The organism is Micromonospora sp. FIMYZ51, from assembly GCF_038246755.1.
Taxonomy (GTDB): Bacteria; Actinomycetota; Actinomycetes; order Mycobacteriales; family Micromonosporaceae; genus Micromonospora.
Window position 1 is genome coordinate 1848929 of sequence record NZ_CP134706.1, and the last position, 12693, is coordinate 1861621.

At 73.1% G+C, this 12693-nt stretch carries 9 protein-coding genes; 1 reads left to right on the forward strand and 8 read right to left on the reverse strand.

The features are described 5' to 3' along the window. Nucleotides 1–191: 191 nt before the first annotated feature. The 8 genes from QQG74_RS08635 to QQG74_RS08670 all read right to left on the reverse strand — a co-directional run bounded on the left by QQG74_RS08635 (nucleotide 192) and on the right by QQG74_RS08670 (nucleotide 11553). Nucleotides 192–971, reverse strand: coding sequence for a zf-HC2 domain-containing protein (locus QQG74_RS08635; protein ID WP_341719753.1), 780 nt, complete (start codon nucleotides 969–971; stop codon nucleotides 192–194). Then, nucleotides 968–1660, reverse strand: a complete 693-nt coding sequence (locus QQG74_RS08640) for a sigma-70 family RNA polymerase sigma factor (RefSeq protein ID WP_341719754.1) — start codon at nucleotides 1658–1660, stop codon at nucleotides 968–970. The genes QQG74_RS08635 and QQG74_RS08640 overlap by 4 nt, the downstream gene beginning before the upstream one ends. 83 nt (nucleotides 1661–1743) lie before the next feature. Next, nucleotides 1744–2601, reverse strand: a complete 858-nt coding sequence (locus QQG74_RS08645) for a fused MFS/spermidine synthase (protein WP_341719755.1) — start codon at nucleotides 2599–2601, stop codon at nucleotides 1744–1746. After that, nucleotides 2601–3569 (reverse strand): hypothetical protein, encoded by a 969-nt coding sequence (locus QQG74_RS08650; protein WP_341719756.1) that lies wholly within the window; start codon nucleotides 3567–3569, stop codon nucleotides 2601–2603. The genes QQG74_RS08645 and QQG74_RS08650 overlap by 1 nt, the downstream gene beginning before the upstream one ends. A 7-nt stretch (nucleotides 3570–3576) precedes the next feature. After that, nucleotides 3577–6051, reverse strand: coding sequence for an SMC family ATPase (locus QQG74_RS08655; RefSeq protein ID WP_341719757.1), 2475 nt, complete (start codon nucleotides 6049–6051; stop codon nucleotides 3577–3579). Then, nucleotides 6051–7199 (reverse strand): exonuclease SbcCD subunit D, encoded by a 1149-nt coding sequence (locus QQG74_RS08660; protein ID WP_341719758.1) that lies wholly within the window; start codon nucleotides 7197–7199, stop codon nucleotides 6051–6053. Before QQG74_RS08660 ends, QQG74_RS08655 begins: the two co-directional genes overlap by 1 nt. Before the next feature lie 177 nt (nucleotides 7200–7376). Further along, entirely contained in the window at nucleotides 7377–9125 is a 1749-nt protein-coding gene (locus tag QQG74_RS08665) for an ATP-binding protein (RefSeq protein WP_341719759.1), read from the reverse strand. A 151-nt stretch (nucleotides 9126–9276) separates the two neighbouring features. Further along, nucleotides 9277–11553 (reverse strand): hypothetical protein, encoded by a 2277-nt coding sequence (locus QQG74_RS08670; protein ID WP_341719760.1) that lies wholly within the window; start codon nucleotides 11551–11553, stop codon nucleotides 9277–9279. Between the two features lie 363 nt (nucleotides 11554–11916). Between QQG74_RS08670 and QQG74_RS08675 the strand changes: the two genes are divergently transcribed. Continuing rightward, nucleotides 11917–12462, forward strand: coding sequence for a plasmid pRiA4b ORF-3 family protein (locus QQG74_RS08675; RefSeq protein ID WP_341719761.1), 546 nt, complete (start codon nucleotides 11917–11919; stop codon nucleotides 12460–12462). Nucleotides 12463–12693 lie beyond the last annotated feature (231 nt).

Here is a 12693-nt window from a genome sequence, read left to right on the forward strand (position 1 = left end):
CCGATCGGTGGCTAATTTCACAGCGAACCGGTTGAACCGAACCTCGTCCCACTGCGTGTCGGCCAACACCGATCACGCAGACACTTCGGTAGGCCAACCGATCACGCAGACACCGCGCGTCGGCCGACACCGGTCATGCGAACGAGAAAGCCCGCCTCCAGTGTGGAGGCGGGCCCTTCGCTGCGCCCTGGTCAGGGTGCGGGCACCGTCAGCAGGGTGCTTGCCGATCCCTTGGCGTCGACCTGCTCCACCTGGAACTGCTTCACGTCGTCCAGCTTGGTGGAGGTGGCGGCGTACAGGGTGAGTGCCGTCGGGTTGCTGTTGGTGCCGTACCCGCCCGGCGGCACCGACCAGCTGGAGACCACCTCGGTGCTGGAGTCCTCCCGCACCACCACCAGGCGGCACTCCCGTGGGCCGGGCAGCCGGCTCAGGGTGAAGGCGACCATGGTGCCGAAGTCCCGCGAGTCGAGAAAGAACGTGCCTTCCACCCCGGTGGCCGAGTCGGTGACGTCGACCTGCTCGCCCTCCTGCTCGTTGCCGCCGAACCCCGGGCCCGGCCGGCCCGAACCGGGGTTCGACGGCTCCACGGGCGCATTTGTGTTCTGGCCGGACCCCAGGCTCGGCGGGGTGCTCTCCGCGCTCAGGCTGGCGAATCCGACGCCGGTCAGCCCGCCGAAGACGACCACCGCCGCCGCGGTCGCGAAGACCTGACGCAACCGGGCCCGGCGCCGGTGCGTACGCATCGCCACCAGCGTGCGGTCGAGCAGGACCGGATTCGACTGGGTCTGCTCCAACACCGATATCGACTCCGCGTCGATGTCGGAGAGCAACCCGACCACCGGCACCATCGTCTCCAGCTCGGCGGCGCACGCCCAGCAGGAGGCGAGGTGTTCCTCGAACCGCTCCATGTCCTGTTCGTCAAGCACGCCGAGCGCGTACGCGGCGACGTCCATGTGGTCTACCCGGCTCATTCCGTCACCCCCCTTTCCTGCAGAGCTGTGCGCAGGGCGCGCAGCGCGTAGTAAACCCGTGACTTCGCGGTGCCCAGCGGCAACCCGAGTTCCTCGGCCGCCTCCGGCACCGTCCTACCTCGAAAGTACGTCGCGACCAGGATCTCCCGGTGCGACTGGCTCAACGTCCGCAACGCGTCCGCCACCGTCATCGAGCGCAGCACCCGGTCGGTGCTGTCCGACTCGGCGAACGCGGTCAGATCCCGGTCGTACGTCTCGGCCGGGCGGGCCTGTTCGCTGCGGTGCTCGTCGATGGCGATGCGTCGGGCCACCGTCACCAGCCACGGTCGCAGCGACCCCTGCCCCTGCGTGCCGAGCCGGTGGGCGTTGCGCCAGGCCCGCAGCAGCGTCTCCTGGACGATGTCCTCGGCCCGTTGCCGGTCGCCACCGGTCAGCCGCATCACGAACATCAGCAGCGGCCCGGCGTGTTCCGCGTAGAGCGTGCGGATCAGCTGGTCGGAGTGGGCGGCCTCGGTGGTCGTAGCCTGGTGGCGGCCAGGGGCGGGTCGCGGCGTCACCGGGCTATTCTGGCGAGACGCGGCGCGGGAGTCGACCCCATGGGTGGACGTGGTCGGCCGCGACTGGGACCGGGCGGACATCCAGTCCACCCGCACCCGGTCGCCGTGCCAACCGGCCGCCAGTGCGTGCATGCAGACCTCCGGATGTCGCTGGACAGAAGCCGTCCCCCCACGGGCATGGCTGCCGAGTGGTACGCATGGATTCCCGGAACGGATCAACGCCGGACGGAGAAAATTCCCGGCGGCGGCGGTGTGGAGTCGGTGGCGGCCTCGTCGTGGACCACCGTGGCACCCGCCACGAACCGGTCCAGCTCCGCGTCGGCAAGCACCCGGCCCGGGAACCAGTCACCGGCGGCCCGCCGGGCCAACGCCGGCACCGGTGGCTCGTGGCGGCCGGCGACCAGCACCAGGTTGCCGTAGCGGCGCCCGCGCAGCACCCCGGCGTCGGCGATCAGGCAGGCCCGGGGCAGTGCGGCGCGTACGGTGGCGACCTGGCCGCGGGCGTAGCGCAGCGGCGGGCCGTCGGCGAGGTTGGCCAGGTACCAGCCGGCCGGGCGCAGCACCCGGGCCACCTCGGCGGCGTACTCCACCGAGGTCAGTCGGGCCGGGGTCCGGGCACCGGCGAACACGTCGGCGACCACCACGTCGTAGCTGTCCTCCCGGGTGGTGGCGAGCACCGCGCGGGCGTCGCCGACCCGGACCTTCAGCCGAAAGTCGGCCGGCCAGGGCAACGCCCGCCGCACCAGCTCGACCAGCGCACCGTCCACCTCGACCACCCGCTGCGTCGAGCCGGGACGGGTGGCGGCGACGTACCGGGGCAGGGTCAGTGCGCCGCCGCCCAGGTGCAGCACCCGCAGCGGTGCACCGGCGGGCGCGACCAGGTCGAGCGCCGCGGCGAGCCGACGGACGTACTCGAACTCCAGGTGCGTCGGGTCGGTCAGGTCCACGTGCGACTGTGGCGCACCATCAAGCGACAGCGTCCACGAGCCGGGCCGGTCCGCGTCCGGCATCAGCTCGGCCAGGCCGGTGTCGACCCGCTCGGCGATCCGGTCGGTGTCGCGGCGGCGGCCCATCAGCGACCGGCTCGCGCGGCGGCCGTCCGGGCCGCGGCGGTCAACGCGCGGTGCAACAGCCGGGCGTCGCCGAGCCGGGAGCGCAGCAGGCGTTCCAGCCCGGCGATCGGCACCAGGTTCTGCGGTGCCCGGGGGTCCTTGTACGGGGTGGAGGCGAACCGGGGCAGGGTGACAAGCGACAGGTCCGCCAGCCCGACCGCCTCGGCGATGTCCAGCTCGGCCGAGCACTCCATCCGGACGATGCCTGCCCAGGGCGCACCGGCAGCCACCGGCAACCGCAGATACCACGACCAGCCGCCCCAGGCGGTGCCGAGCCGGAACACCGGCGAGCGGTGACCCGGTGCGAGGCCGGTGACCACCGTGCTGAGCCGCGCGTCGAGGTACTGGCTGTGCTGGGTCTTGATGTAGCCGAGGGTGCGCGGCAACTGCCGCCGGTTACGCAACGGACCGTCCACCACCAGCAGGTCGCCGTCGGTGCGGGCGGCATTGGAGACCTCCACCTCCAGGGCGGTAAGCGGCCCCTGCACCGCGGCCGGCAGCTTGGCCAGCTCCCCGGTGCCGCTGACCCGGTGCACCGGATAGCGGACGTTGCCGGCGACCACATCGGTCGCCGACGGGCTGGCGGTGAAGAGTCCCCGGCCGACCTTGGCACCGGCCAACTGGGCGGCACCGCGTTCCAGGTCGCAGCGCACCACCCCGGCGGCGTACGAGGCGGCCAGGCCGGGGAAGGAGGTGCCGTCCTCCTCGGCCGTCCAGACGCTGGCGTCGATCCGGCGTACCCCGTCGACAAGCAGCACCACGTCGGGGGCCCGGACGCCGGGGCGGGGGCCGATCGCCTGCCAGTCCACCGCGGGCAGCTCGTGGTCCGCCTCCACCTGGGCGCTGCTCGGCGCGGCCGGACCGGCGGCCGACGCCTCGAACGAGGCACCGTAGGCCGGATCCCAGGTGTCGACGAAGAACTGGCTCACCGCATCCTCACCGGCCGGTCCGTTCGACCCGGGCCGAGCGGGCGTCCTTGCGTACCTCGAAACGCACCGGGATGCGCTCGGCCAGCGCCGGCACGTGGGTGACCACGCCGACCATCCGGTCGCCCCGGGCGGCCAGATTCTCCAGGGTGGCGGCGACCGTGTCCAAGGTGGCCGCGTCGAGGGTGCCGAAGCCTTCGTCAAGCACGATCGACTCCAGGCTGGCGGCGGTGGTGGACATCCCGGCCAGCTGCTCGGAGAGCGCCAGCGCCAACGCCAGGGACGCCTGGAACGTCTCGCCGCCGGAGAGGGTCCGCACCCCCCGGCGCAGGCCGGCGTCGTGGTGGTCGACGACGAAGAACTCGCCCTTGTCGTGGACCAGGTCGTACTGGCCGCCGGAGAGTTCCCGCAGGATCCCCGACGCCCCGTCGACAAGCAGGTCCAGCGCCTCGGCCAGCAGCCAGCGTTCGAAGTTGTTGGCCCGCAGGTGCCCGGCCAACGCCCGCGCCACCTGGGCCTGGCGCTCGTGCTCGGCCCGCTGCTCGCGCAGCTCGACGGCCTGCTCGCGGCGCTCCACCAGCCGACGCCGGTCGGCCTCGGCCCGCTCGTGCGCGACCGTGGCGGCGCGCACCGGATCGTCCGGGGCCGGCAGCCCGGCCGCGGTGAAGAGCGCGGCGATCCGGCCCGCCACCGCGGTCGCCGCAGACTCGGCCTCGGTGACCGCCGCCGCCCGCGCGGCCCGCTCCGTGCGGCGCCGCTCGGCCTGCGCGCCCGCCCAGTCCGCCAGCGCGGTCCAGGCCGCGGCGAGATCGTCCCGGTCGGCGGCCGGCGGACCGAACCGGGCCAGCCCGTCCCGGGTGCTGTCGAAGCGCCGCCACGCCGCGCGCAGCCGCTCCTGCGCGGCATCCACCGTGCCCCGGGCCCGTCGCGCGGCGTCCCGGCCGGCGCGTACCGCACCGGCCGCCTCGTCCAGCGCCTGCCGCAGCCGGGCCTGCTCGGCCAGCCGCTCGCGTAGCGTCTCGACGCTTGCCGCACCGGCCAGTCGCTCGTCCAACTCGGCCAGCCGAGCCTGGAGGCCGTCGTGCTCGGCGCGGGCGCGCAGCAGCACCCGGTCCAACTCGCGGGCGGCAGCGTCCCGCTCGGCCAGCAGCCGCTTGGCGGCCTCGCTCGCGGTCCGGGCGGCCTTGCCGGCAGCCACCGCGCGGGCCACCGCCGAACCGGCCGGCATCGCCGGCACCCGGGCGACCGGTTGCGCGCAGACCGGGCAGGCGTCCCCGTCGGCCAGCTGCGCCCGCAGCGCCGCCGCCTGATCGGCGGTCTTCGCCTCCTCGTGCGCCTGGAAGGCCGCCGCCAGCTCCTGCTCGGCGCGGTCGGCCGCCGACCGCGCCTGCGCCAGCGCGCCGGCCGCCGCCTCGTGCTCGGCGCCGGCCGTCGCCACCACGGCCTGCACCTGCTCCGCCTGACCGGCCAGCTGTTCCCGGTCGGCGTACGCCCGCAGCAGCAACCGCAGCGTGCTCTCGTCGTCGGTGGCGGCCAACTCCCCGCGTAGCTTCTCCTCGCGCTCCTCGGCGAGCAGGACCGCGCTGGCCGCCGCGTCGGCCTCGGCTCGCGCCTCGGCCACCGTCCGGGCCAGCTCGGTCACCCCGTCCGGCGCCCGCACCGCCGCCAGCTCGGCCAGCTCGGCGTCGAGCGCGGCCAGCGCCGCCGTCACCTCGCGCGCCGCCGCCCGCGCCGCGTCCAGCTCCGGTACGGCGGCGGTCACCGCCTCGGCCAGCTCCCGCATCCGGTCGAGCTGCTCGGTGGCCCGCTCCAGCGTGGCATCGTCGGTGTCGGCGAGGCCGGCGAGCAACTGGTCGACCGTCTCCAACTTCGCCTCGGCCTGTCCGGCCCGGGTGGTGGCCCGCTTCTGCACCTCCTCGTAGACGCCGAGACCGAGCAGGTTGACCAGGATCTGCTGCCGGGTGGCCGGGCGGGCGTGCAGGAAATCGGCGAACTGTCCCTGCGGCAGCACCACACAGCTGGTGAACTGCTCGTACGGCAGGCCGACCGCCGCCAGCACCGCGGCGTCCATCTCGGCCGGGGTGCCGGCGACCACCTCGCCGAGATCCTCCGGGCTGAGGCCGGTGTCCAGCTTGGTGACGTCGAAGCCGTCCGGCATCAGCTGAAGCCCGGCGCCTGCGGTCTTCACGTTGCCCCGGCCGTCGCGCCGGACCACCCGGGTGGCGACGTAGCGGGCACCGGCCGACTCGAAGACCAGCCGGACCCGTGCCTCGGTCGCCGACGGAGCCAGGGCGTTGCCCAGCCCTCGGGTGCCGCCCCAGCGGGGGACCGTGCCGTAGAGCGCGAAGCAGATCGCGTCGAGCACCGTCGACTTGCCGGAGCCGGTCGGTCCGACCAGGGCGAAGAAGTCCGCGTCGGTGAAGTCGATCGTGGTCTCGTCGCGGAAGACGGTGAAGCCGGCCAGGTCCAGCCGCATCGGCCGCATCAGTGCTCGACCTCCTCAAGCAGCTCGTCGAAGAGCTCCCGGACACCCTCGTCGGCGTGCCCCCGGCTGTCCAGGTAGTCGGCGAAGAGTTGGCGGGGCGTGCGGCCGGCGCGCTGAGCCACCCGGGTGCCGCTGCCCGGCGCCGGCACCAGCTCCGGATCGATCCGGATCTCCAGTGCGCGCGGCAGCAACTCCTGCACCTCCTCGCGCAGCCCGGCCCGGGGCTGCTCGCGTACGAACACCCGCAGCCAGCCCTCCGGCGGGGTGATCTCGGCGAGCTGGGCCAGCGTGCCGCGAACCGTACGCAGCGGGGTCGCCGCGAGCACCGGCTCCTCCCGGACGCGCGCCGCCGTGCTCGCGGTGACCTCGACCAGGGTCACCGACGCGACGTTCTCCTGCTCGCCGAAGTCCACCGCCAACGGGGCACCGCTGTAGCGGATCGGGCACGGCCCCTGCACCCGCTGGGCGCGGTGCAGGTGCCCCAACGCCACGTAGTGTGCGGTGCCGGGGAAGACCGAGGCGGGCACCGCGTAACCCATGACGGTGTGCGCGTCCCGCTCGCCGCCGCCGGTGCTCGCACCGACCACGGTCAGGTGCGCGGTGACCAGGTGCACCCGGTCCGGCTCGTCGAAGCCCTCGGTCAGCCGGGTCAGGATCCGGCCGAGGTGGTCGGCGTAGGTCTGGGTGGTCTCGGCGGCGGTCAGCTCGTACATCTCCACCGCCCGGATCGCGTACCGCTGGGACAGGAACGGCAGGGCGGCCAGCCGCCACCGCTCCCCGCCGGCCGTGGTGCCGTCGATGACGTGTTCCGCCGGATCCTCGCGTACCCCGCCGCGCAGCGTGATGCCGGCGGCCTCGGCCCACGGGCGCAGCGCGTCAAGCGCCGGACCGTTGTCGTGATTGCCGCCGATGGCCACCACGTCCGCGCCGGTACGCCGCAGCGCGGTGAGCGCCCGGGTGACCAGCCGGGTCGCCTCCGCGGTCGGCGCGGCGGTGTCGTAGAGGTCACCGGCGATGACGACCAGGTCGGGCCGCTCCCGCCGGGCGATCTCGATGACGCCGGCCAGCACCTGCTTGTGCTCCTCGGCGCGCGACTGCCCCTTGAGGACCTTGCCGACGTGCCAGTCCGAGGTGTGCAGGATCTTCACTGGGCCAGCCTTTCGTTCGCGACCACGGGGCACGATCCGCCCGGCCACTCGCGGCCACGCCAGCCGGGGCTCCGCTTCGCTGCACTCCTCGCGCTCACCGGTGCCAGCCTTTCGTTCGCGACTGCGGGGCTCCGCTTCGCTGCACTCCTCGCGCTCACGCTCGCCGTCGCCTCCTGCCTAGAACGGGATGTCGTCGTCGGCGCCGCCGCCGGAGGCCACCACCGCGAACGGGTCGGCGGACTGGGTGAGCGAGCGCAGCGTCTGCGACGGTGCCGTGCCCGCCTCGGAGACCCGGGTGGCCCAGGCCGGGAAGGGGAAGTCCAAACAGAGCGGGACCGGGATGTCGGGCTGGTTGACGAACATCGTGCCCGGCTTGGCCAGCAGCGCCCGCTGCCGCTGTGCCGGTGGCAGGAAGCCGTACTCGGGCCGGGACGCCTCGGCCGGGTCGAGCCGGCCCACCACCCGGATCGCCGAGTTGGTGACGATGCGCCGCTCCACCTCGCTGGCGGTCTGCTGCGCGCCGACCAGGATGACCCCGAGCGAACGCCCCCGCTCGGCGATGTCGAGCAGCACCTCCTTGATCGGGGAGGAGCCTTCCCGGGGGGCGTACTTGTTCAGCTCGTCGAGCACCACGAAGAGCAGCGGCTTGGCGCCCTGCTTCTCCTTGTTGTCGAACTCGGTCTTCAGCGTCACGCCCACCACGAAACGCTGCGCCCGATCCGGCAGGTTGTGCAGGTCGACCACGGTGACCTGGGCCGACTCGGCGGTGTTGATCGAGTGCGGGCGGCGGGTGGCCAGGTCGCCCCGGATCAGCCGGGACAGGTCCTTCTTGCTGCCGATCAACCGGCGGGCGAAGGCGTTTACCGTGCCCAGGCCGACCGCGCTGCCGGCCCAGTCGCCGCGGGTCTCGTCGTCGCTGAGCTGCTCGACGATGTGGTCGACCAGGTCTTCGTAGCTGCCCAGCCGGGTGCCGTCGATGCTGACTCCGCCGTCGGCGGGCTGGGCGTAGCGGGCCAGGTGGGCGGCGACCGAGTGCACCACCATCGTGTACTGCTGGCGTTCGTCGTCGGCGTCGGCGAAGACGTACGGCAGGAGGCGCTTCTCGCAGAACTCGGTGAGCGTCCAGTAGAAGGCGTCCACGCCGGTCAGCCGGTTGTGCACGTCGGGCGTGCCGGCGGAGTCACCGACCCGGGGCGGGGCGTAGACCCGCACGTCGGGAAAGGCGTCGGCGACCAGACCGAGCCGGGCGTACGCGGCCCGGGTGGTGTCGTCCAGCCGGGCGTTCGGATGGTCGAGGAAGAGGAGGTCCTCGCCCTTGACGTTGAAGATCAGCGCCTTGGCGTTCACCGCGTCACCGCCCAACTGCCCGGAGCGGAAGACCGAGTAGAGCAGAAAGGTGGCGAAGCTGGTCTTGGTGGCCACCCCGGAGATGCCGGAGATGGAGACGTGTGCGCCCCGGGTGCCGTCGAGGAAGTCGGCGTTGAGGTAGACCGGCACCCCGTCGCGGCCGATGCCCATCGGGACCCGTCGTTCCATCCGGTCGAAGTGCAGCGCCCGGGCCCGGGCGTCACCCTCGGCCCGGTGCACCACGGCGCCGGGCTGCGGCGGCACGTAGAACTCCGGGTCGACCCGGGTGGTGGTGATCTCGGCGGCCTCCTGCACCTGGGCGGGCAGCGTGCCGTCGGCGATGGCGAACACGTCGGAGTCGAACTGGGCGCCCTCGTGCCGGGCCCGGACCTGGGTGACCACGCCGGCGATGGTCACCGGCTCCCGGTCGGGCAGCTCACGGCGGGTCACCACGACGTCGTCGAGCTGGAGGTAGCTGCCGGGGGAGACCGCCGTCCAGAATTGCAGCGGAGTGGCGTCGGCGGTGCCGAGCACCCGACCGACCCCCTCGCCCGGGCCGTCGAACCCCTCGTCAGTCATCGGGCAGCTTCTCCTCGGCTGGTCGTCGCGGGCGGCACGCCCTGCATCCTGCCGGAGGAGTACGACAGGCCGCCACGCGACGCGGCGGAGGACACGTCGGGGCCGCACGGTGACCGCGTACCGCGACGACACCTCTACCCCGGGTGGCGGTTCAGCGCCGCGTTCTCGGTGGCGACTCGGGGGCGGTGCGGTCGGCGAGCCGGCCGGCGAGTTCCCGCACGGCTGCCTCGTACGCCGGGTCGGTGTGGTAGGGCCAGTGCTGGTCGATCGACGGCGGCACGGTGTCGTCCGGTGGCACGGTGACGGCCTGCGGGTCGCGTAGCCGTCGGTCGACGGTGCCGGCCGGTCCGGAGACCCGGGGGTGCTGCCCGGGCCAGTGTGCGGAGAAGAGCGGACCGCCGATCGGGTCGGTGTCCCGCCACAGGTTCACCCAGCGCCAGCCGATCCGGTCGCCGGTCTCGTGCAGCACCCAGTCGCCGAGAAAGGCCGGACAGAGCCGGGCGTAGATCCGGTGCAGCGGACTGCCGTGGGTCAGCAGCGCCACCCGGGGCAGCACCTCCGGCGGCAACTGGAGCACGGTGGCGGTGACGATGACGGAGCCGTGCGAGTGCCCGGAGAGGATCACCCCGCCCTTGCGGCTCAGCGCGATGGTCCGCTTGGCCAGCTCCGGCACGGCCCGCTCGGCGTAGCAGGGTGGTGCGAACGGATGCACCGTACGCGGCCAGAAGGTGCCGAGGTCCCAGATCACCGCGACCGTACGCCGGGTGCCCTCCGAGCGGTAGGAGAGCAGCCCGACTACGAGGATCCCGAGCGCGATCAGTCCGATGACGTAGATCCCGATGTCGGTCAGCAGGGCGAGTTCGTTGCTCAGGTTGCCGTCCTTCCTGGCCAGTTCCTCGTTGAACTGGGACGGCCCGATGCCGAGCAGGTCCAGCGCCGCCATCGTGACCCCGAGCAACGACAGCACCAGGAACGTGATGAAGACCGGTCCCAGTTGCTCGGCGAGCGCGGACCGGGCGACGACGTCCCGCACGGCGGTCCATCGGGCCATCGCCTCCGGCGGCGGGTCGGGAAAGTCCCGCCGGACGATCTCGTCGGCGCGCCGCCGCCGCCGACGCCGGGTGGCCAGGCTCCGCCAGAGGACGGTGGCGGCGACGATCAGGATCGCAGCCAGCCCGGCCAGGGCCGCCCACCGGTAGGTGACCGGCGGTTCCAGCGGCGGCGCGCCGGGTTGGTTCGGCCGAACCGGGTTCGGGATGTCGCCCCGGTCCAGGAAGTCGGCCACCCGGTAGACCAGGGCGGCGGCGAACCCGGACGCGGCGGCGATCGACGCCATGGCGAGCACCGGGGTGGCCAGTCCGCTCATCCGGGACGAACCGATGTCCCGGCTACGGCGCCGTTGGTGCATGGTGGTGACGACCAGGGCGATCAGCAGGCCAGCCTGGATCGCGACCAGCAGGGCGACCGCGGCCTCGTAGTTGGGAAGCTGCCCGCGTGGTGGCTCTCGCTCCAACGGCACCGCCGTGTAGAGCACGGCGAGCACGGCGAGCCCGACGGCGGCCAGCCGCAGGGTCCGGATGCCACGCAGGTCGACCGGGCCACGGCCCGGCACTTCGGCCGGGAACCGGGCGGGTAGGCAGAGCAGGACGGCGCCGGCTGCCAGCAGGAGCCAGGCCAGGACGTAGATGACGTACGCCACGGGCGTGGGGTGGATGTACAGCTGCGCGCCGAGCAGCATCGTGGCGAGCGTGCCGAGACCGATCGCGAGGTGGATGGCGCGCAGTCGACGCACCACGAGGGCGTCGTTCCAGAAGCCGGGCAGGTCGATGCGGTCCTCGCCACCACTGGTGCGGTCCTGCCCGCGGCTGGCGGGGAACGCCTCGAACGCCCGGGCGGAGCGCTCGCCGAGCCACCAGAGCAGCCGCAGCGCGCCGATCGGCACCAGCGCGAGCAGCGCCAGTCGCGGTCCGAGGGGCAGTTTGGCCAGCCAGGCCAGATAACCGCGCCCCTGAATGCAGGGCCGGTAGGGCACGCACTGCCAGCCGATGATGTCGACGGTCACCCCCACGATGGACAGGACGAAGGCGGCGGTCAGGGTGGCGGCGAGCAACCGGCACAGCGGGCCGATCAGCCCGCCGCTCCCGCCGGTCGCCGGCCGGGCCCAGGGGGCGAGGTTGACAAGCATGAACGGCAGCAGGAAAAGCAGCGAGAGCGTCCGTACGGCGGCGCCTGCGGTGAGCGCTCCCCAGCGGTACGCCTCCACCTTCAGCTCGCCCGGCCGGTCGCTGATCCCGAACCCGGGTCGGGGGCGGTAGAAGCCAGCGTTGGTGTCACCGGCGACCCGGCTCACCACCGGGTGATCGAGCAGTTCCTCGGCGGAGGCGCCGGAGACTCCGTGCACCCGTAGCTCGACCACTTCGCGCGCCAACGCCCTCGCCTTCCGGCAGCTGCCGATCCCGGTTCACCGTAGTGAGCCGGCCCGGCCCGGCGTGCACGTTTCGCCCGACCGTCACTTCCGGGCGTGACACCGACGGTCACTTCCGGGCGCGCCACCGACGCCCTTCCGGGCGTGAGACCGACCGGCGTTTGTCGGCGCGCAGGATCGGACGCAGCGGCGGCGAAATCGGGGCCGCGACGTTATTCGCTTGCCGGACCGGTGACCGGAGGGGTGGGTCGAGGGGTACGGTGCTGGCAGTCGCACCAGTTCCGGCCCGGGCAGTCGTCGTGCCGCCGCGTCCGGCACGCTCGGCAGATCATGCTCGCAGCCTATGCCGAGGGAGGATGGGACAGCATGCCGCGTCAGATCTTCCAGCTGAGGATCGCCCTGGCGGGAGTACGGCCAACGATCTGGCGCCGGGTGCTCGTGCCCGGTGGATACACCCTGGACCGCCTACACCGGGTGGTGCAGCATGCCATCGGCTGGCGGGACTGCCACCTGCATGCGTTCGAGATCGACGGCGCGCAGTACGGCGAGCCTGATCCCCAGGGCGAGTTGGCCGTGCACGACGAGTTGGACATCCGGCTGGACACGGTGCTCGGCAAGGGCAGCCGGTTCCACTACACGTACGACTTCGGCGACTGGTGGGAGCACGACCTGCTGGTGGAGGACGTCTTCACCGCGGAGGCGGACGAGCGCTATCCGACCTGCCTGGACGGCGAGCGGGCCGGGCCACCGGAGGACGTCGGCGGGCCGCAGGGCTATCTGCTGTTGCTCGCCGCGCTGGCGGACCCGGAGCATCCCGAGCACGCGGCGATGCGGGAGTGGGTGGCGGACGGTTTCGATCCGGCGGCCTTCGACCCGGGCCGGGTCGCCACGCTGCTGCGCCATTTCTGCTGAGCGGGGGTTCCGTCGATGTGCCCTGGTGAGTGGTAGCCACCGGCCGGCAATATGTCCATCGATTAAACCCTTTTAGCGGTAACGATCTGGGAACGCTCCCAGTGGACTATTGACACTCCCGACACCTCCCGGCAATCTCATGGGAGCGTTCCCAAGAGGCGTGGATCACAGTCCCGCCCCCGGGCGCCGCCGCCGGCCGAACGGTCGGTGCCGGCAGACGCTGCGGCACCC